The sequence below is a fragment of the Dactylosporangium sucinum genome, from assembly GCF_014647515.1.
GTDB lineage: Bacteria > Actinomycetota > Actinomycetes > Mycobacteriales > Micromonosporaceae > Dactylosporangium > Dactylosporangium sucinum.
The window spans coordinates 76,365-94,768 of the sequence record NZ_BMPI01000009.1 but is presented as its reverse complement, the minus strand read 5'-3'; the positions used below and the strand labels follow the sequence as shown (position 1 = coordinate 94,768).

The window sequence follows — 18,404 nt, the reverse complement described above, 5'->3', positions numbered from 1 at the left end:
CATGACCTTCCGGGTGCTCGTTCGTGGGGGCGGTGGCGTGATGGAGGCGGGACCGGTCCGGCGGGCCGCCATCCGTGCGGCGGCCGGTCGCCGGCCGCTCGGCGGCACGTCGGCAAGCCTGGTGGAGCTGCTGCACTCGACCGGTGCGTGGCCGGTGCGGCAGGCGTTGTCGCATCTGCCCCGGCTGGCCGGCGATCTCGACCGCTGCGCCGCGATCGCCTACCTCGCGCCGCTGACCCCGCGCGGCCTGCTGGGCGACGTGTGGGCCGCCGCGCGCGGGATCGCGGACGAGGACCGGTTCGTCGAGGCGGCCGTCGTCCTGGCCCCGTACCTACCCGCCGAACTGCTCGACCCGGCCAGGACGCGGCCCTGGCTGCTGGCCGCCCTCGTCCCGCACCTCCCGGCCCGGCTGCTGCCGGCGGCGCTCGCCGCGGCGGAGACCTTTCCCGTAGCACTTGCCGCCGTCGCCTTGCGGCTGCCCACCGACCGGCTCGGTCCCGTGCTGCGCACGATCGCCGCCGAGCCCGACGAAGGGTGCCGGGCCCGGGCCCTGGCGACGCTCGCCCCGGGCCTGCCGCCGGACCTGCTCGGGCCGGCGGTCGCCGCCGCGTCCACGCTCACCTCCCCGTCGCCGCGCGCCGAGGCGCTGACCGCCCTCGTCCCGCACCTGCCCGCCGGCGCCCTGCTGGACGCGGCGGTCGACGCGCTCGCCACCGGCCCGGCCCGGGCGAAGGCGCTCACGGACCGCATCCCGCACCGGTACGGCGCCGACCGTGCCGACGCGGCCCGCCGCGCGCATGCCGCCGCGCTGGCCGTCAGCGACGCCGCCGGCCGGGCCAGGGCGCTCGCCGGTCTCCTCCCGCACCTGCCCGACCCCGCGTACACGACCGCGTCGCGGCAGGCGCTGGCCGCCGCGACGGCCGTCACCGGCAGCCGGGACCGGGCGAGGCGGCTCACCACCCTCATCCCGTGGCTCGCGGGCCACCTGCGTGCCGACGCCGTCCGCGCGGCGCAGGCGGCCACCACGGCCGTCGTCGACCCCGCGCGCCGCGCGTCCGCCGAGGTGGACCTGATCCGGTTCCTGGACGGCGCGGACCGCGACGCCGCCGTCCGGCGCGGCCTGGCCGTCGCGGCGGCGACCGTCCGGGACGACCGACGCTGCCGGCTGCTCACCGGGCTCGCCGCCCACCTGCCGCCCGATCGGCACGCCGACGCCCTGGCGGTGGCGGCCGCCGCCCCCGCCGAGGGGTGGCGAGCACACGCGATCGCCGGCCTGGCCGGGCACCTGCCCCCGCCGCTGCTGGCGGAGGCCCTCGCCGCGGCAAAGGACATCGGCAGCGGCTACTGGCAGGCGGTCGCCCTCAACGGCCTCGCGCCCCACCTGCCGGCCGGCCTCCTGCCCGAGGCGGTCGCGGCCGGCCTGACGATCGCCGCCGCCTGACCGGGTGTCCACCAACCGGGGCCGGGTCAACGGCTGGACGAGCCCGGCGCGCGTGTTCGGCATCTGCGTCGCCGTCGACGGGGTCGCCCGGCTCCGCATCGAGGGCAAGGTGGCACGCAACGGGTCCGCTACAGGTGGGTCCGGAGGAAGTCGGTGATCTCCGCACGGGCCGCCTTCGCCTGGGGGACCACGCCGGGCATGCTCACGAACGCGTGGGGCGCGCCCGCGTGCTCGGTCAGGCGGGCGGCGGTGCCGGCGGCGCGGAGGGCCTCGGCGTACGCGCGGCCGTGGTCGGCCACCGGGTCGAGCGTCGGCACCACCACGAGGGCCGGGGCCAGCCCGCTCAGGTCGGCGGCGAAGAGCGGCGACAGGGCCTTCGCGTCGGTGCCGTCGGGCACGGCCAGGCGGAGGAACAGCTCCATCTGCGTCACGTTCAGGGTCGGGCTGTCCGCGTGCTCCCGCATCGACGGGTAGTCGAACGCCGACGGTGTCAGGTCCGCCACCGGGTTGACCAGGACCTGGGCCCGCAGCGGCAGGGCGGCGTCGCGGGCCCGCAGCGCCGACAGGGCGGCGACGACCGAGCCGGCGCTCTCGCCGACGAGGGCGACCCGCGCCGGGTCCGCGCCCCACTCGGCCGCGTGGTCCAGGATGTGGCGCAGCACGTCCCAGCCGTCGTCGACGGCCGCCGACAGCGGGGTGTCCCGGCTGACCAGGCGGTGCTCGACCGACACCACCACCGCGGGCAGCCGGGCGGCGAGGTGGCTGTTGATCCAGTCGCTCTGCGGTGCCGTGCCCACGAACCCGCCGCCGTGCACGTGGATGACCAGCGGGTGGGCGGCCGGGGTCGCCGGGCGGTACACCCGGACCGGCAGCGTCCGATCGGGGAGCGCGACCCGCTGCCAGCCGATCGTCGCCCCGCGGTCCGGGAACCCGGAGATGACCCGGACCAGCCGTGAGGACCGCCGGCGGTTCTCCGCGTCGCGGAAGGCGTCCAGCTCCGCGGGCGGCATCGCCAGCCAGTCGGGCTGCTTCCGCACGGCGTGCAAGAGCCGGATTCCCAGCGGTGGTCGAGCACTCATGACTCCCCCTCAATTACGCTACTTCAAGTATCGATACCAAAGGTAGCGGTATTCTGTGGGCATGTCCACGAGACCGCCCGGCCGCCCGCGCTCCGGGATCGACGACACGGTGTTCGCGGCGACGCTGCGCACGGTCCACGAGCTCGGCTACACGCGGGCGACGGTCGACCGCATCGCGGCCGCGGCGGGCATCGCGAAGACGACGATCTACCGCCGCTGGCCGTCAAAGGGTGCGCTGATCACGGCCTGCCTGGTCGACGCGTTCGGCCCGGCGCCGCTGGAGGGCGCGGACCGGGCCGAGATCGTCGCGTCGGCGATCCGCTGGATCGCTGGGAAGATCGGCGAGCCCGGCATCGGCGCGGCCTTCGCGGGCGTGTTCACCGACGCCGTCAACGACCCCGAGCTGCGGCACATCCTGTCGACGCAGCTGCAGGACCCGTACCGCATCGCGCTGCAGGAGGTCCTGGGTGAGCCCGAGCGGCGGGTCCTGTTCGTCATCGACGTCGTCGTCGGCACGCTGCTGCACCGGCTGGGCATGACCGGCGAGCCGATGGTCGACGTCGAGGACCTGGTCGAGCTGGTCGTGCGCGACTTCCGATAGACGAACCGCGCTACACCAGCGCGAGGACCCGGTCGGTGTCGAGGACGTCGCCGAAGCGTGGGAAGACCACCGACAGGGCGTGCTCGTGCTCTGCGGCGGTCATGCCGCTCATGGCGTCGGCGACGAACAGCACCTCGAAGCCGTGGTCGGCGGCGGCCCGCGCGGTCGACTCGACGCCCATCGTCGTGGCGATGCCGGTCATGACGACCGTGTCGATCCCGCGCTCCCGCAGGCGGTCGGCCAGGCCGGTGCCGTGGAACGCCCCGATGGTCCGCTTCACCACGACGACGTCGCCCACGCGCGGCTCGAGCTCCGGCACGAAGCCGCTGCCGGGCGGCTGCTCGGCGACGTTGGGGCGCTCCACCCGGACCAGCACGACGGTGCCGCCGGCCCGCCGGAAGGCCTCGGCGAGGCGGACGGTCCGTTCGACCACGTCGGCGCCCCGGTGCGGGCCCATGTCCTGCTCGACGATGCGCGGCATGAGATCCACCGCGATGAGCGCTGCCCGTTCCGCCGCAAATGCCATGCACGTGAGCCTAGGCACTTTCGCTTGCCCTCCGCCGGGCGGGGCGGGTTGGGTCACCTCATGGGGCTGATCGCATACAACGGCGTGGATGCGGCGGCGTTCGCGGCGAACCGGCATCTCGGCGACGACGCGCTCGGCGCCTGGCGGGGGGCGATCCTCCGGTACCTCGACCCGCGCCCCGGGCTGCGCCTGCTCGACCTCGGCTGCGGCACCGGCAGCTGGACCCGCGCGTTCCGCGAGTGGTGGCCCGGCGTCGAGGTGGTCGCGGTCGAGCCGTCCGCGGCGATGCGTGAGCGGGCGGTGTTCGAGCCGGTGCTCGCCGGCGACGCCGCGAGCATCCCGCTGGCCGATGCGAGCGTCGACGCCGTCTGGCTCTCCACCGTCGTCCACCACATCCCCGACCTGGCGGCCGCCGCCCGGGAGATCCGCCGGGTCCTGGCGCCGGGCGGGCCGGTGCTCATCCGCTCGGCGTTCGCCGGGCGCCCCGACGGGATCGGCCTGTTCCGGTACTTCCCCGAGGCCGTCGCGGTGCTCGACCGGTACCCGAGCGTCGCCCGCGTCGAGGAGGCCTTCGCCACCGCCGGTTTCACGACCACGGATTTCGCGCCGGTACCGCAGGTCACCGCGCCGTCGCTGGCGGACCTCGCGACCGGCCTGCGCCGCGAGGCCCACACGCCGCTGCAGCTCATCAGCGACGAGGCGTACGCGGCGGGCGTGGCCCGGCTGCGGGCGGCCGCCGAGACGACGCACGGCCCGGCGGTCGACGCGCTCGACCTCCTGGTGCTGGCGTGAGCCGCCTGGCCGTGGTGACCTACTCGGCCGGCCCGTCGTAGAGCTCGGCGAGCCGGGGGAGGCGGCGGCGCATCTCGGCTCCGTCGTCGAAGTCGAAGTCCCACGCCGGGTCCAGCGCGGGGTAGCGGATCGTGAAGGCGCCCGGGGGCAGCTCGCGGCCCGTCGCGGCCAGGTGTGCGTCCCAGGCGACGCCGAGGATCTCCCCGCACTCCAGTTCCTCGTCGTCCGCGGCGGCCCGCCGGACGACCGGGTTGCCGGCCAGGCGGTCCGGGTCGGCCAGGACCTGTTCGTACACGGTCCGGCCCTGCGCCACCAGCCAGCCGCGGAAGTAGTCGAAGCCGTCGTCGGAGGCGCCTGCGTTGATCAGGTAGGCGGCGGCCCACAGGTCGGCACGGTACGACTGGATGAGCAGGTCCCACAGGGGCTGGGCGAAGGCGACGATCTCGGCCGGGTCGCGCCGGGCCAGCAGCGCACTCATCCGCTCGGCGACCTCGCCGGCGTCGGCCGTCTCGGCCAACTCCTGGCGCGCCTGGTCGACCAGGCGCCACACGTCACTGGTGTCCACGGTCGACCAGTGTCGCTCATCGCCAGGCCGTGACGACCGGCAGGCGCTCGACCTTGCCCGGGGACGCCTCGACCGCGGCGGTCCACGCGCGGGTCGTCCGTCGGGGCACCCAGTCTCCCACGACCCGAGGGCGGTCAGAGGCGGTCGTACAGGCGGGACAGCGCGACGAGCATGTCCTTGCGGCGCTTCGCGGCCTTGAACCAGCCCGGCAGCCGCGAAATCATGGTCGTGTTGCCGCCGGGGCCGCGCTCGCGCAGTGTCGCGGTCGCATAGTCGCGCAGGATGTCCAGGTGGTGGCGGTTGAGGGCCCAGACGACATGGCTGCGCCAGCGGGTGCGCAGCCAGAGCGGGCGGGCGAAGTACGGGTCGACCGGGCGGCCCCAGACCGTGCCGCGCGGTGACGGGCGCCAGGTGGCCGTGTAGGCGCAGTGCCGGCAGGTGAGGCGGCGCGGGGTCGGGGTCACCAGCGCGTGCGCCGAGCAGCGGGGGCATACCACGTCGATGTCGTGGCCGGCCAGGTCGGACAGCCGCAGGCCCGGGTCGCGGTACCGGCGCTCGCTCACGAAGGGAGCCACAGCAGCGCCGCGAGCACCGCGAAGCCCGTCAGCTGGAGCGCGGCGCCCCCCGACAACCAGTGCTCGGCGCTCGCGAGGACCATCCGGTCGAGCGCGGTGACCGGGCCCTCGCCGGGCACTGCGCGCAGCGCCGAGCGGTTGGCCACGCCCACCGCGCCCTCGGTCGCGATCCAGCGGTGGAGAGCACCGACGAAGAAGCCGGTCGCGACCGACCGCACCACCGCCGCGGCGGCGAGCAGCAGGGCGAGGGCGCGGTACGGGCGGGGCACGGCTAGGGGGAGACTCAGGAGACGTAGCGCAGCTTCTGCGGCGGCACGCCGGCCGAGCAGAGGAGGTCGGCCAGGTCGGGCTGGGGGTTGTCGACGAAGACGGGGACCTCGTGGTCGTCGCCCAGGGTGCAGGCGGCCGCGAGGGTGCCGACGTTGATCGGGTCGATGGCACCGACGTCGGTGAGGTCGAAGACGAGCCGAAGCGGGCGGACGTGGCGGACCGTGCGGAGGATCAGCTGGCGCAGCTCGGCGGCGCGGTCCTCGCCGACGATGCCCCAGGGATGGATGATCACGCTGCCGTCAGGAGTGGTACGGACATCGAGGGACTGGGCACGCATGGAACCGCCTCTCGTCACCGAGTGTTCACCCTCAGGGCCACCATAGGGGGATCCCCCGCGGTTCGGAACCCGCCACATGACGGCACTGCCCTAACCGTGACCCGCGCATACTGTCCGCCGAGCTCGTCGAGCACCTCGCGACGCTGCCCGGGGTGACCGCCGTGGACTGGTACGAGCGGGAGGTCGTCCTCGTCGACACCCCCGCCGCGCCGACCCAGGCGGTGCGGCGGTGGTGGACGCGGCGCAGCGGGAGCGGCCGCCGTCGACCTCCCTGCGCTCGTCGCCCTGTCCACTGTGGACCAGCTTCTGCACCGGCCGACCGGACCGCGGCTGCACGCCCGGCTGCTCGTCGCGCGGGGGCGGATGGCCGAGTCCGCCGCGGCGTACCAGGAGGACCCCGGCTCGCCGCCGGGGCCCTGTCCGGCGGAACTAGTCGAGGTACTTCTGCCAGGGCCCGGTGATCGCGAGCGTGATGCCCGGGGTCTGGATGTTCACGAACAGGACCTTGCCGTCGGGCGAGAAGGTCGGGCCGGTGAACTCGGAGTACGTCGGGAAGCCGCTCGACGTGCCGTTGCTGAGCATGTTGCGGGCGATGGCGTACGTCGGGCCGCCCGGCACCGAGCTGAGCACGTGGGAGGCGCGCACGCCGTCCTCGGCCAGCACCAGCGTGCCCCACGGCGTGACGGTCACGTTGTCCGGCCCGTCGAACGTCAGGTCGGCGTACCTCGGCGACGCGCCCTCGCCCTCGGCGGCCGGGTTGTGCGGGAAGTACGTGACGAGCGTGATGGTCTCGTCGCTGTAGTCGTAGTACCAGACCATGCCGTCGTGCTTGGTGGCGTCGGCCGGCAGGTCGCTCGAGCCGAAGGCGAAGCTGTTGACGATGTAGCAGCCCTTGCCGGTGCTCCACACGCCCTCGAACTTCTTGCCCCGCGTGACGGTGCCGTCGGTGAACTGGCTGCGCACGCTCTGCGTCTTCGCGTCGCGCTCGGGCACCGCGATCCAGGTGACCTTGAACGGGCGGCCCAGCTGTGCCGAGGTGAGGTAGGCGACGTCGGGCAGGATGCTGCCGTCATCCATGCGGATCTGCATCGCCTCGAGCACGCCGGCGTCGTCGGCGAGCGTGGTCGCGGCGCCCGGGCCCAGCTTGCCGCCGCGGGGCGCGGTCCAGCGGTAGAACAGGCCGTTCGGGCCGCTCGCGTCCTCCGAGAGGTACACGTGGCGCAGGTTCGGCTCGACCGCGAGGGCCTCGTGGTCGTACCGCCCGAACGCCTTGATCGGCTTCGGCAGCTGGTGCGCCGAGTCACGCGGGAAGACCTCGAAGACGTAGCCGTGGGCCTTCTCGTAGGTGCCGGTCCGGCCGCCCGCGGACCACGTGGCGCCCGCGTTGATCGTGGTCTCCTCGCAGGTCAGCCAGGTGCCCCACGGGGTCACGCCACCGGCGCAGTTGCGGACCGTGCCGGCGATGCCGACCCACTCCGAGATCAGCTTGCCGTTGCCGTCGGTCGTGATGACCGTGCAGCCCCCGGCGTTGGCCGCGCCCGGGTCGTAGACGGTGCCCGCGATGTGCGGCACGCCGTACGTGGTCATGAACGGGGTCAGCTCGTGGTTCTGGATGATGGTCAACCGGTTGTGGCCCGAGCCGACGACGCCGGTGCCGTCGTGGAGGCCGGGCGTCTTGCCCTGGCCGCCCGACATGTCGGTGACGCCCTCACGGGTGACGATCTTGTAGGAGAACCCGGCGGGCAGCGCGAGGATGCCGTTCGGGTCGTCCTGCAGGGGCGGGAAGGGACGGCCGCCGGACGACGGGCGCTGCTCGTGGGCGGCGGCCGGCTCGGCGAGGGTCGGCAGGACGCCGGCGACGGTGAGCCCGACGCCGGCGGCGGTGCTGCCCTTGATGATCTGACGACGAGAAACTGTCACGGTCGAACGATTTCGCCGCGCTCGATGGCGTGCCAGGGTGTTCAGGTGGCCGGTTGGTGAACGCCGTGTAAGGGGTGAGGTTAGGCGGTCCTAAGCATGACCAGCTGTTGTGTTGCTCGCGTCATCGCCACATATCGATCGACGGCGCCCTCGATGCCGTCGCCGAAGTTCTCCGGATCGACGAGGACCACCAGGTCGAATTCGAGCCCCTTCGACAGCTCCGGGGTCAGCGACCGCACCCGATCCTGCGAGCGGAACTCGGGGGAGCCGATGACACAGGCGACGCCCTCGGCGTGCTCGGTAAGCCAGCGAGCCACGAGACCGTCGAGCTCCGAGGCCTTCCCGTGTACCACGGGCCGCCCGCCCGTGCGGATCGACGTCGGCACGTTCGCGTCCGGCAGGGCGGCCCGGATGACCGGCTCCGCCTCCGCCATGACCTCGGCCGGCGTGCGGTAGTTGACGGTCAGCGAGGCCAGCTCGATCGCGTCGAACCCGGCCCGCTCCAACCGCTGCGCCCACGACTCGGTGAACCCGTGCCGGGCCTGGGCCCGGTCCCCGACGATCGTGAAACTCCGCGACGGGCAGCGCCGCAGCAGCATCTGCCACTCGGCGTCGGTCAGCTCCTGCGCCTCGTCCACGACGACGTGCGCGAACGGGCCGGCGAGCCGGTCCGGGTCGGCGCCGGGCAGCGCGGCCTCGTCGACCAGCGCCTCCTCGAAGTCCTCGCCGCGCAGCATGGTGACCAGCCCGACGCCGTACTCGTCGTCGACCGACGCGATCAGGTCGTCGACCACCCGGCCCATGCGCTCGCGCTCGGCGGCGACGGCCGCGTCGCGGCGCCGGTTGCGCCGCTCGGTCTCCGGGTCGCCGAGCCGCTGCCGGGCCGCGTCGAGCAGCGGCAGGTCGGCCACCGTCCAGGCCCGGGCGTCGCGCCGCTGGAGCCGCAGCACCTCGTCGGGGCTCAGCCAGGGCGCGCACCGGCGCAGGTAGGCCGGGACCGACCAGAGGTCCCCGACGAGGTCGGCCGCCTCCAGCAGCGGCCAGGCCCGGTTGAACGCGGTGCGCAGCTCCCGGCTGCGGGCGAGGGCGTCGGTGTCGTCGTACCGCTCGCCCAGGATGGCCAGCAGCTCCTCCCAGATCTGCTCGCGCGCCTCGTTGTGCGGGGTGCCGGGCTCCACCGCCGCGAACGCCTCGGCCCAGTCGCCGGCGCTCACCCGGACGTCGTCCCACTCGGTCTCGATCGTCATCGCCTTGGCCGGCGGCTGCTCGTAGAACCGGACCGCCTCCTCGATGGTGCGCACCATGTCGGCGGACGACTTCAGCCGGGCCACCTCCGGGTCGGGCTCCGGCCCAGCCGCGGCGCCCTCGGCGACCAGGTCCCGCAGGGTGCAGGTCTGCACGCCCTCCTCGCCGAGGCTGGGCAGGACGTCGGCGACGTAGGCGAGGTACGGCTGGTGCGGGCCGACGAACAGCACCCCGCCGCGCCGGTGGTCGAGGCGCGGGTCGGCGTAGATGAGGTACGCCGTGCGGTGCAGCGCGACGACGGTCTTGCCCGTGCCGGGGCCGCCGTCGACGACGAGCGCTCCGCGGGAGCCGGCCCGGATGATGGCGTCCTGGTCGGCCTGGATGGTGCCGAGCACGTCGCGCATCCGGCCCGAGCGGGTGCCGCCCAGGCTGGCGATGAACGCCGACTGGTCGTCGAGCGCGGCGTGTCCCTCGAAGCCGTCGGGGGTGAACACCTCGTCCCAGTAGTCGGTGACGCGGCCGCGGGTCCAGCGGTACCGGCGGCGGCTGGCCAGGCCCATCGGGTTCGCGTGGGTCGCGCCGAAGAACGGCTCGGCGGCCGGCGAGCGCCAGTCGACGAGCAGCCGCTTGCCCGCGGCGTCGGTGAGGCCGAGCCGCCCGACGTAGACGGGCTCGGTGCCGTCGGTGCCGTCGGTGCCGTCCGGGCCGACCATGCGCCCGAGGCACAGGTCGAGGCTGTAGCGGCGCAGGGTGCGCAGGCGGGCGGAGAGCCGGCGGACCTCCTGGTCCCGGTCCAGCGCCCGCTGGCCCACGCCGGCGGGCGCCTTGCGCTCGGCGTCGAGGCGCCCGGACAGCTCGGCGGACACCTGGTCGAGCCGCTCGGCGATGGCCGCGAAGTGCCGCTCGTCCGCGGCGGTCAGCGCCGGGTCCGCCTTGGCGGCGAGTCGGTCGGGAAGGTCGAACACGCTGCTGTGCACAAACACCGTCCGTTTTGCGGGTTTCGGTTCGTTCGGTTGGTGATTGTGCGCCACCACCGGGGTCTTGCCACAAGCCCCCGGGTACGGTATAGCTTGAAAGTGGAGAGATCCGCTATTGCAGCGGGTCGGCCGGCCAGGCGCTCGGCGCTCCACCAACCCACACCACGCCCGTGGCGAGCCGCCGGACCCACGCCGGGTCGGGTGCGCCGCGGCGCCGCCGATCCGTTGCACCCGCGCTCCTCGTGATGCGCATTACCCCGGTCACCTGGCGGTGCCCCTGCGGAAACACGCCGCGGGAAGGATGGGCGCCGTGACTACCACCCAGGTCCGGGCCGCGACCCAGAACACGAGCGGGTCGGCCGGGGCCGCGCTGTTCGCGCTCGCGATCGGCGGGTTCGGGATCGGCACCACCGAGTTCGCCACGATGGGGCTGCTGCCGCAGATGGCCGGCGAGCTGCGGGTGTCGATCCCCGTGATGGGGTACGGCATCACCGCCTACGCGCTCGGCGTCGTCGTCGGGGCGCCGGTCATCGTGGCGCTCGCCGCCCGGGCGCCGCGGCGGGGGCTGCTGCTCGTGCTCATGCTCGCGTTCGTGGCCGGCAACGCGCTGACCGCCGCCGCGCCGGGCATCTGGTCGCTCGTCGCCGCCCGGTTCCTGACGGGTCTTCCGCACGGGGCGTACTTCGGGGTCGCCTCCGTCGTGGCCGCCGGACTCGTCCCGCCGGACCGCAAGGGCCGGGCCGTGTCGCGGGTCATGGTCGGGCTGACCGTGGCCAACGTGGTCGGCGTCCCGCTCGTCACGCTCGCCGGGCAACTGCTCGGCTGGCGCGCCTCCTACGCGGCGATCGCGGTCATCGGCGTGGTGACGATCCTCGCCGTGCGCCGGTGGGTGCCGCCCGTCGCCATCGAGGACGGGGCGAGCATCGTGCGCGAGCTGGGCGCGTTCCGCCGGGTGCACGTGTGGATCGCGCTGCTCACCGGCACCGTCGGCTTCGGCGGCATGTTCGCCGTCTACAGCTACGTCGCGCCGACCCTGACCGAGGTCGCCGGCCTGCCGACCGGGGCGGTGCCGTGGGTCCTCGCCGTGTTCGGCCTGGGGATGACGATCGGCGCGCTGCTCGGCGGCCGCCTCGCCGACCGGTCCGCGCTCGGCACGCTCGTCGGCGCGCTGGTGGCGATGACCGCGGTGCTGTCGCTGTACGCGCTGACGGCCTCGTCGCCGGTCGCCGCGGTGCTGCTCGTCTTCGCCGTCGGCCTGGTCTGCCAGGTGCTCGGCGGCGGTCTCACGATCCGGCTCATGGAGGCGTCCCCGGACGCGCCCGCGCTGGCCGCGTCGTCGAACCACTCCGCGCTCAACCTCGCCAACGCGATCGGCGCGTGGCTCGGCGGCGTCGTGATCGCGGCCGGGCACGGGTACCTGGCCACGGCCTGGGTCGGCGCCGCCCTCTCGGTGGCCGGCCTGCTGTTCGTCGGCGGCTCGCTGCTGGCGCCCCGGTTCCGGTCGTAGAACGTCCGGAACCGGCGGTACGGTGCCCGCATGGCTATCGCACGCTTTCCCGGCCTCGTCATCGACTGCCCCGACCCGGCCGAGCTCGCCCGCTTCTACGGCACGATGCTGGACTGGAAGGTCGAGATCTCCGACGACTGGGCCGACATCAAGGCCGAATACGGCCACACCATCTCGTTCCAGCAGGTGGAGGGGTTCTCACCGCCCGTCTGGCCGGGCCAGGAGCGGCCGCAGCAGATGCATCTCGACGTGATCGTCGACGACCTCGACGCGGGCGAGGCGGCGGTGCTGGCCCTGGGCGCGACGAAGCACGAGCACCAGCCCGGCACCACGTTCCGCGTCTTCCTCGACCCGGCCGGCCACCCGTTCTGCCTCTGCGTGGAGTGACCGCCGGCCCTTCCCGCACATAGTCTTCATATGTAGACTTTGGGCATGCCGCGCTTGCCGCACTCCTCCCCGCAGACGCTGCGGGTCTTCGACGCGTTGCTGGCCGAGCCCGCGACCTGGCGCTACGGCTACGACCTGAGCCGGGAGACGGGCCTGGCCTCCGGCTCGCTGTATCCGATCCTGATCCGCCTCGCCGAGGCGGACCTGCTGGAGACCCGGTGGGAGCCGGCCGAGCAGCCGGGCCGCCCGCCCCGCCACCTGTACCGGCTGACCGCCGACGGTGCGGCCCTCGCGCTGCAGCGCCGGCGCGAGGCCGCCGCCCGCGCGGCGGCCCGCCCCGCCACCCGCCCGGTCCCGCGGACCGCGTCGTGACCCGCGACCTGAGCCGCGACGGAAGCGGCGAGCGCCGCGGCATGAGCCACCTGCACCGCGCCGGCCGGTGGCTGCTCGCCCGCGCCGCCCGCGGCCCGTGGAGCGGGGCCGTGCTCGCCGAGCTGGACCAGGTGACCGGCCGCTGGGCGACCGTGCGCTGGGTCGCCGGCGGCCTGCGGGTCGCGTGGCGCGAGCGGTGGGCCGCCCGCCGCCGGTGGCCGCTGCGCGTGGCGGTCGCCGCGGTGGCCGCCGTGGCCGCGCTGACCGCGGTCAACCAGCTGCTGCTCACGGTCCGCTTCATCCCGAGCGGCGCGATGGAGCCCACGCTGCGGGTCAGCGACCGCGTCCTGGTCGACCGCGTCTCGTTCCGGGTGACCGGCCTGCGACACGGCGACGTGGTGGTCCTGACCGTCCACGACGGCGCAGCCACCTACACCGCCGTCGACCGCGTGATCGGCCTGCCGGGCGACCGCATCTCCTGCGCCGACGGCCGCGTGCACCGCAACGACACCCCACTTGACGAGCCGTACGTCCAGGGCGCCGAGACCCTGTGCATCACCGCGACCGTCCCGGACGGCGAGATCTACGTCCTGGGCGACAACCGCCCGGTGGCCCGCGACTCGCGCTACTACGGCAGCCAGCCGGTGTCGTCCGTCTCCGGCCGCCTCATCACCTGAGCCCGCCGCGCGGCGGTTTGAAATCGGGCCGGGCAGGTAGGTGGCCGGAATGGCACGCACCCCGCAGGACGTCTTCGAGCACCACGCCCAGGCGCTGATGGCCGGCGACCTCGACGAGCTCGTGGCGGACTTCACCGACGACGCCGTGCTGATCACCCCCGCTGGGGCGTTCCGGGGACGGCCGGCGATCCGCGAGGGCTACGCCCGGCTGTTCGAGGACCTGCCGGACGCGGAGTGGGACGTGCCGACGCGGGTCTTCGAGGGTGACGTCCTGCTCCTTGAGTGGTCCGCGGTGTCCGCCGATGCCCGGGCCGTGGGCGGCGTCGACACGTTCGTGTTCGGTGACGGCGGCATCCGGGTGCAGACGGTGCGGTACACCCTCGTGCGGTGAAGAACCTACTGGCTACCGTACCGCCCACGCTCCCGCGATCCGCCACCACCGCACGTTCGGCGGCCTGTCGGACGGTGCGTTTGCGATGATTCCCCTCGTCGAGTCGGTCGAGGACGGTCGCCGGCCGTTCTGAGGAGGCATCGTGGAGGTGGCGTTTGACGCGGAGCTGTGGGTGTGGGACGCGCGGCGCGACGAGAGCTGGACCTTCGTGAGCCTGCCGGTCGAGGCGTCGGAGGAGATCCGCGACCGGGCGGGCGGGCTGCGCCGCGGCTTCGGCTCGCTGCGGGTGCGGGTGTCGCTCGGCGGCAGCACCTGGTCGACCTCGATCTTCCCGGACAGTGCCCGGGGCGCCTACGTGCTGCCGATCAAGCGGGCGATCCGCAAGGCCGAGTCCCTTGCCCCGGGCGACGTCGCGTCGGTCACGGTCGAGCTGGTGGACCTGTGACGGGCGATGCGGTCGTCGTGCGGTACGGCATCGCCCGGATCATCGGGACCTTGTCGATCCGCTTGCACACGACCGGATGCGATGCGCCGGCGGCAGGCTGGACCTTGCCCCAGGGGTAAGCCCCACGATCGACGTGCCGACCCGTGGTCGGGCGATCGGGAGGAGGGGCTCCGTGAACCTGGGCGCGTACTTCGTCGACCGCCGGCCCTTGACGATTCCCAGCTTCCGCCGCCTCTGGGTGGCGTCGGCAATCACGGCGGTCGGTGGCTCCTTCAGCCTCATCGCGGTGCCGACGCAGCTCTTCACGCTCGGCGGGTCGTCGGCCATGATCGGAGTGTCGGCCGCGGTCTCGTTGTGCACACTCATCGCGTCGGCGCTGTGGTCCGGCGCCCTTGCCGATGCGATGGACCGTCGACGGCTGCTGTTGGCCGGCAACACCGGCCTCGGGCTGGCCTACCTCGGCATGTGGCTGAACGCCGTGCTCGGGCTCAACTCCGTCGCGCTCCTGCTCGTGCTTGTCGCAGCGCACGGTGTCAGCTTCGGCACCACCCTGACCGCAATGGGTGCCGCGGTGCCCCGCGTTGTGCCCACCGAGCAACTGGTCGCGGCGAACGGCCTCAGTTCGCTGACCCGCTACAGCGGCGCCGTCGTCGGGCCGCTGCTCGCCGGTGCGCTGATTCCGGCCATCGGACTCGGCACGCTCTACCTGTTCGACGCGCTTGCGCTCACCATCGTGCTGTGGGCGGTGGCCAGGCTGCCGGAGATGCCCCCGCCGGCGGGCGCACCGGCAATCCGGGTTGCGGGCACGCTGCGCGCGCTCGGCGACGGCTTCCGTTACCTCGCTGGACACCGGGTAATGATCGCGATCCTCGCCGTGGACCTGGCCGCGATGGTCTTCGCACTGCCGCACGCGCTGCTCCCGGAGCTGGCCGAGCGTACATACGGCGGCCCGGCCGGCGGCGGCGCGGAGCTTGGCGTGCTGTTCGCGGCGTACCCAGCCGGCGTGCTCCTCGCCGGGCTGCTGTCGGGAACATTCAGCCGCACCCGGCGGCACGGCGCGTTCATGGCATCGGCCGCGATGGCCTGGGGTTGCTGCGTCGTGCTGCTCGGCCTGGCCGCGAACCTGCGAATCGCGTTGGTGGCGCTGGTCGCGGGCGGCGCCGTCAACTTCGTGCTGAGCACGTTCCGCAACGCGATCTCCCAGGCGTACACGGATGACGCCCTCCGCGGCCGGATCCAGGGCTCGTTCACGGTCGTCCTGATGGGCGGTCCACAACTGGCCAACATGCTGCACGGCTTCGGCGGTGCCGTGCTCGGTGTTCGCTCGGCAATCGGCATCGGTGGAGCACTCACCGTGCTGACGGTCGCGCTCCTGGTCCGGGCGGTACCCGAGCTGTGGCGCTACGAGGCGGGGCCGGCCGCAGTGCGGCCGGCCCCGATTCCCCCGGCTGGTCGTCCCCAAGCGCGGCCAGCCTCGCAGCCGCCGCTCTCAGGACGCTCTTCGCCGGCTACGCCGTCCGGCGGGCCGGCAGCCGGCGGCCGGAGTCGGCAGGATGGTCGCGCTGGTCACTCCTCCAACTAGGTCGCGCGGAACCGGAAGGATCACCTCCCGGTTCCGTTCGTGTCAGGAACCCTGCGGGAGTGCCCGGCCCAGGAACGCGGCGAGCCGGTCGGCGGCCGTCGCCCCGGCGGGGACCGGCTGGACCGGGCCGAACGAGCCGCCGGGTGTGCGGGGCAGGTCGCGGTGCATCTCCTGGACCGGGCCGAGGAGCGCCGTCGCGACATCGGGGGCGAGGTCGGTGTCCTGCCCGGTCGCGGCGGCGAGGTCCCAGCCGTGGACGAGCAGCTCGATGGTGACCTGCTCGACGATCCGCCATCCTCTGGCCGGCCCGTACTCCTGGGTCAGCATGCCGGGCCGCCGGAACGCGATCAGGGCTCGGGTCGCCGCCTCGCGGAACGCGGCCACGTGGTCGTCGCCGAGGTGGTCCGCCGCGAAGTCGCTCCGGGGACTGCCCTCCGCGAGGCTGGTCCACATCAGGTTCTCGTAGACGAGGTGGTTCAGCAGTTCCCGGACCGTCCACCCGGCGCAGGGCGTGGGGTCCGCGAACTGCGCGCGGGTGACGGCCGCCACGATCGCGTCCACGTCGGCCACCACCCGTTCGTAGTGCGCCAACGCGGCGGCCGCGGACTCCTCCGCCTCCTTCGCGAGCGCCTCGGCGATGCGCTCGGCCCGGGCGCCCGGCGTCGGGTTGGCCCGCAGGGCGGTCATCAGCCACTGCCCCTCCCGGGCGATGCTCGCCCGCACCGGCCGGCCGTTGATCACGCACAGCAGCTGCCAGTACCGCTCGGCCCGCGGATCAGCGGCCATCTCCAGCTGTTCGAGCAGCTTGTGCCGCGGATGATCATGCACGTCGACGTCGGGCTGCAGGGGCAGCCACGCTTCGACCACCTCGGCGACGACCGCTTCGGCCGCCGGCGAGTCCGCGGGAGTACCACTGTCGATAGCGGCGGCGACCTTGCTCACCCAGAGGTCGGTCAGTGCCTCGGCGACCTCCACGTCCCGTTCGTCGTACGTCTCGGGAGCGTGCGCGGCGGCGTACTCGGCCATGCCCCGCACGGCTTCCTGCAGCCGCGGATCCTGGACGAGCTCGGCGAGCTCTATCCAGGCGTCGATCTGCTCGTCGCCGGGTTCGTCGGGCAGCTCGGGCATGACGGCGAGCAGCCCGTCCCGATATCCGCTCGCATCGATCTCCCCAACGGCGCCCACGAGGAACTCCTGCACGATCGCGTGCCGCTGCTCCGCGGAGAGCCGGGCGACGTTGCTCACGGCGGCGAGCTCCTCGGCGGTCGCCCCGCGCCGTGCGACGGCCCGCAGCACGGCGCACTGCACCCGCAGCGCCCGGATCTGCGTCGCCACGGCGTCGGCGTGCAGGGCGGCGACCTCGGCAACGCTGCGTTCCCCGTCGAGCAGCGCGCGGATGGCGGACATCCCGAGCCCGAGCTCCCGCAGTGCGCGCGCCAGTTCCAGCCGCCCGACGGCCGCCTCGTCGAACCGCCGGTACCTACCCGCGCTCCGCCCGGAGGCGGGCACGACCCCGATGTCCGACCAGTGCCGGACGAGCTTGACCGACAACCCGGTCCGCTCGGCAACTTCCCCGATGCTCATCAACACCAGGCCATCGTCACGTCTCCCAAGCAGGGAGAGTCAAGCCCAGGGGCGACGGCGCACCGTGGCGTTCACTGCTCATTCATTGCAACGAGAAAGTGATCGTTGCGTTGATTTCACGATCGTTGCAATGATTTTGTGGCTCTGAACTGCAAAAATGCTCCTGCTATGCAATGGGGATGTTGCCTGATGTGCGAAGGCAACGTAGCGTTTCTGGTATCAGAAACACGGATCGAATGTAGGAGCGCATGATGCAGCAGTTCGCCACCCCCGCCCCGATCGCCGCCGTCCTGGACATCCCCGCCGGCCGCGTCCAGTTCATCGCCGCCGACCGCGCCGACACCACCGTCGAGGTCCGGCCGGCCGACCCGGCCAAGGGCCGCGACGTGCGGGCCGCCGAGCAGACCACCGTCGCCTACGCCGACGGTGTCCTGCGCATCCACGCCCCCGAGCCCAGCAATCAGCTCTTCGGACCGTCGGGTTCGCTGGAGGTCACCGTCCAGCTGCCCGCCGGCTCCCGCGTCGAGGCCAAGGCCGCCAGCACCGAACTGCGCTGCGTCGGCCGCCTCGGCGACGTCAGCTTCGACGGCGCCTACCGCCGGATCAAGCTCGACGAGGCCGCCAGCCTCCGCCTGACCGCGATCGACGGCGACGTCGAGGTCGGCCGCCTCGGCGGCCCGGCCCAGATCAGCACCGCGAGGGGCGACATCCGCATCGCCGAGGCCGTCCGCGGCGCGGTCGTCCTCAGCACCCAGTCCGGCGACATCTCGGTCACCGCGGCGGCAGGCGTCTCGGCGGCGCTGGACGCCGGCACCGGCCACGGCCGCATCAGCAACGCCTTGAAGAACACCGGCACCGCGGACCTCGACATCCGCGCCACCACCTCGCACGGCGACATCACCGCCCGCAGCCTCTGAACGCGAAGGAGATCGCTCACCGGCATCCCGCTCACCCAGGTCGGCATGTCCGTCCCCGACTCGGCGCGCCTCATCCACGACTTCTGGACCACCCTCTAGCAGGCCATCGACGACTGAGGCGGGCCGGCTCCGGGTGCGACCGCCCGGCGGCCGGGCGCCGAGTTTCGACTCGCGCCCGGCCGTCGCGGGCGGGACTGTGGCGGACGTCACAGTG

At 73.7% G+C, this 18,404-nt stretch carries 20 protein-coding genes; 11 read left to right on the top strand and 9 right to left on the bottom strand.

Features of this window, described 5'->3' with window-relative positions; all coding sequences use genetic code 11:
* Nucleotides 1-40 precede the first annotated feature (40 nt).
* Nucleotides 41-1,441, top strand: a complete 1,401-nt coding sequence (locus IEZ31_RS11375) for a hypothetical protein (protein ID WP_190249762.1) — start codon at nt 41-43, stop codon at nt 1,439-1,441.
* Nucleotides 1,442-1,569: 128 nt separating this feature from the next.
* Here IEZ31_RS11375 and IEZ31_RS11370 read toward each other — a convergent pair whose 3' ends face one another.
* On the bottom strand, nt 1,570-2,520 hold the full coding sequence (locus IEZ31_RS11370) for an alpha/beta hydrolase (protein WP_190249761.1): 951 nt from the start codon (nt 2,518-2,520) through the stop codon (nt 1,570-1,572).
* Between the two features lie 61 nt (nt 2,521-2,581).
* Here IEZ31_RS11370 and IEZ31_RS11365 point away from each other — a divergent pair, with 61 nt between their 5' ends.
* Entirely contained in the window at nt 2,582-3,121 is a 540-nt protein-coding gene (locus IEZ31_RS11365; RefSeq protein ID WP_190249760.1) for a TetR/AcrR family transcriptional regulator, read from the top strand.
* Nucleotides 3,122-3,131: 10 nt separating this feature from the next.
* On the opposite strand, the gene IEZ31_RS11360 is transcribed toward IEZ31_RS11365, so the two are convergent.
* The gene (locus tag IEZ31_RS11360) at nt 3,132-3,647 is read right to left on the bottom strand and encodes an isochorismatase family protein (protein ID WP_190249759.1); all 516 of its coding nucleotides are present in this window, start codon (nt 3,645-3,647) and stop codon (nt 3,132-3,134) included.
* A gap of 60 nt (nt 3,648-3,707) precedes the next feature.
* On the opposite strand from IEZ31_RS11360, the gene IEZ31_RS11355 reads away from it, so the two are divergent.
* Nucleotides 3,708-4,439: a class I SAM-dependent methyltransferase gene (locus IEZ31_RS11355; RefSeq protein ID WP_190249758.1), complete on the top strand. Its 732-nt coding sequence runs from the start codon at nt 3,708-3,710 to the stop codon at nt 4,437-4,439.
* A gap of 19 nt (nt 4,440-4,458) precedes the next feature.
* On the opposite strand, the gene IEZ31_RS56515 is transcribed toward IEZ31_RS11355, so the two are convergent.
* The 6 genes from IEZ31_RS56515 to helR form a co-directional block, all read right to left on the bottom strand.
* A complete protein-coding gene (locus tag IEZ31_RS56515) occupies nt 4,459-5,004 on the bottom strand; it encodes a DUF4240 domain-containing protein (protein WP_229834700.1) in 546 nt (181 codons plus the stop codon).
* Nucleotides 5,005-5,138: 134 nt separating this feature from the next.
* The gene (locus IEZ31_RS56510; RefSeq protein ID WP_229834697.1) at nt 5,139-5,567 is read right to left on the bottom strand and encodes a hypothetical protein; all 429 of its coding nucleotides are present in this window, start codon (nt 5,565-5,567) and stop codon (nt 5,139-5,141) included.
* On the bottom strand, nt 5,564-5,848 hold the full coding sequence (locus tag IEZ31_RS11345; protein WP_190249756.1) for a hypothetical protein: 285 nt from the start codon (nt 5,846-5,848) through the stop codon (nt 5,564-5,566). Before IEZ31_RS11345 ends, IEZ31_RS56510 begins: the two co-directional genes overlap by 4 nt.
* Nucleotides 5,849-5,862: 14 nt before the next feature.
* Nucleotides 5,863-6,186: an STAS domain-containing protein gene (locus tag IEZ31_RS11340; protein ID WP_190249755.1), complete on the bottom strand. Its 324-nt coding sequence runs from the start codon at nt 6,184-6,186 to the stop codon at nt 5,863-5,865.
* A gap of 429 nt (nt 6,187-6,615) precedes the next feature.
* Nucleotides 6,616-8,106: an alkaline phosphatase PhoX gene (locus tag IEZ31_RS11335; protein ID WP_190249754.1), complete on the bottom strand. Its 1,491-nt coding sequence runs from the start codon at nt 8,104-8,106 to the stop codon at nt 6,616-6,618.
* Between the two features lie 80 nt (nt 8,107-8,186).
* The gene (helR, locus tag IEZ31_RS11330; RefSeq protein ID WP_229834694.1) at nt 8,187-10,328 is read right to left on the bottom strand and encodes an RNA polymerase recycling motor ATPase HelR; all 2,142 of its coding nucleotides are present in this window, start codon (nt 10,326-10,328) and stop codon (nt 8,187-8,189) included.
* Nucleotides 10,329-10,638: 310 nt separating this feature from the next.
* Between helR and IEZ31_RS11325 the strand changes: the two genes are divergently transcribed.
* The 7 genes from IEZ31_RS11325 to IEZ31_RS11295 all read left to right on the top strand — a co-directional run bounded on the left by IEZ31_RS11325 (nt 10,639) and on the right by IEZ31_RS11295 (nt 15,689).
* A complete protein-coding gene (locus tag IEZ31_RS11325; protein ID WP_229834691.1) occupies nt 10,639-11,835 on the top strand; it encodes an MFS transporter in 1,197 nt (398 codons plus the stop codon).
* A 30-nt stretch (nt 11,836-11,865) separates the two neighbouring features.
* Nucleotides 11,866-12,222, top strand: a complete 357-nt coding sequence (locus tag IEZ31_RS11320; protein ID WP_190249751.1) for a VOC family protein — start codon at nt 11,866-11,868, stop codon at nt 12,220-12,222.
* Between the two features lie 45 nt (nt 12,223-12,267).
* Entirely contained in the window at nt 12,268-12,594 is a 327-nt protein-coding gene (locus tag IEZ31_RS11315) for a PadR family transcriptional regulator (RefSeq protein ID WP_190249750.1), read from the top strand.
* Complete coding sequence (lepB, locus tag IEZ31_RS11310) at nt 12,591-13,271, top strand: signal peptidase I (RefSeq protein ID WP_190249749.1); 681 nt, start codon at nt 12,591-12,593, stop codon at nt 13,269-13,271. Before IEZ31_RS11315 ends, lepB begins: the two co-directional genes overlap by 4 nt.
* Before the next feature lie 49 nt (nt 13,272-13,320).
* Nucleotides 13,321-13,662 carry a nuclear transport factor 2 family protein gene (locus IEZ31_RS11305; RefSeq protein WP_190249748.1) on the top strand — a complete coding sequence of 114 codons (342 nt, stop codon included), beginning with the start codon at nt 13,321-13,323 and terminating at the stop codon, nt 13,660-13,662.
* A 142-nt stretch (nt 13,663-13,804) separates the two neighbouring features.
* On the top strand, nt 13,805-14,107 hold the full coding sequence (locus IEZ31_RS11300; RefSeq protein ID WP_190249747.1) for a DUF1905 domain-containing protein: 303 nt from the start codon (nt 13,805-13,807) through the stop codon (nt 14,105-14,107).
* A 76-nt stretch (nt 14,108-14,183) separates the two neighbouring features.
* Entirely contained in the window at nt 14,184-15,689 is a 1,506-nt protein-coding gene (locus IEZ31_RS11295) for an MFS transporter (RefSeq protein WP_229834750.1), read from the top strand.
* A gap of 42 nt (nt 15,690-15,731) precedes the next feature.
* Here IEZ31_RS11295 and IEZ31_RS11290 read toward each other — a convergent pair whose 3' ends face one another.
* Nucleotides 15,732-17,273 (bottom strand): TIGR03086 family metal-binding protein, encoded by a 1,542-nt coding sequence (locus IEZ31_RS11290; RefSeq protein ID WP_190249745.1) that lies wholly within the window; start codon nt 17,271-17,273, stop codon nt 15,732-15,734.
* Between the two features lie 251 nt (nt 17,274-17,524).
* Here IEZ31_RS11290 and IEZ31_RS11285 point away from each other — a divergent pair, with 251 nt between their 5' ends.
* Nucleotides 17,525-18,190, top strand: coding sequence for a DUF4097 family beta strand repeat-containing protein (locus IEZ31_RS11285; RefSeq protein WP_190249869.1), 666 nt, complete (start codon nt 17,525-17,527; stop codon nt 18,188-18,190).
* Nucleotides 18,191-18,404 lie beyond the last annotated feature (214 nt).

What these genes read in the sequence shown, in the direction of transcription:
- IEZ31_RS11290 (WP_190249745.1), bottom strand. Translation starts at nt 17,273, where the DNA reads ATGAGCATCGGGGAAGTTGCCGAGCGGACCGGGTTGTCGGTCAAGCTC.
- IEZ31_RS11365 (WP_190249760.1), top strand. Translation starts at nt 2,582, where the DNA reads ATGTCCACGAGACCGCCCGGCCGCCCGCGCTCCGGGATCGACGACACG.
- IEZ31_RS11360 (WP_190249759.1), bottom strand. Translation starts at nt 3,647, where the DNA reads ATGGCATTTGCGGCGGAACGGGCAGCGCTCATCGCGGTGGATCTCATG.
- IEZ31_RS11355 (WP_190249758.1), top strand. Translation starts at nt 3,708, where the DNA reads ATGGGGCTGATCGCATACAACGGCGTGGATGCGGCGGCGTTCGCGGCG.
- IEZ31_RS11285 (WP_190249869.1), top strand. Translation starts at nt 17,525, where the DNA reads ATGCAGCAGTTCGCCACCCCCGCCCCGATCGCCGCCGTCCTGGACATC.
- IEZ31_RS11305 (WP_190249748.1), top strand. Translation starts at nt 13,321, where the DNA reads ATGGCACGCACCCCGCAGGACGTCTTCGAGCACCACGCCCAGGCGCTG.
- IEZ31_RS11320 (WP_190249751.1), top strand. Translation starts at nt 11,866, where the DNA reads ATGGCTATCGCACGCTTTCCCGGCCTCGTCATCGACTGCCCCGACCCG.
- IEZ31_RS11370 (WP_190249761.1), bottom strand. Translation starts at nt 2,520, where the DNA reads ATGAGTGCTCGACCACCGCTGGGAATCCGGCTCTTGCACGCCGTGCGG.
- IEZ31_RS11340 (WP_190249755.1), bottom strand. Translation starts at nt 6,186, where the DNA reads ATGCGTGCCCAGTCCCTCGATGTCCGTACCACTCCTGACGGCAGCGTG.
- IEZ31_RS11375 (WP_190249762.1), top strand. Translation starts at nt 41, where the DNA reads ATGGAGGCGGGACCGGTCCGGCGGGCCGCCATCCGTGCGGCGGCCGGT.
- IEZ31_RS11315 (WP_190249750.1), top strand. Translation starts at nt 12,268, where the DNA reads ATGCCGCGCTTGCCGCACTCCTCCCCGCAGACGCTGCGGGTCTTCGAC.
- IEZ31_RS11295 (WP_229834750.1), top strand. Translation starts at nt 14,184, where the DNA reads ATGCGATGCGCCGGCGGCAGGCTGGACCTTGCCCCAGGGGTAAGCCCC.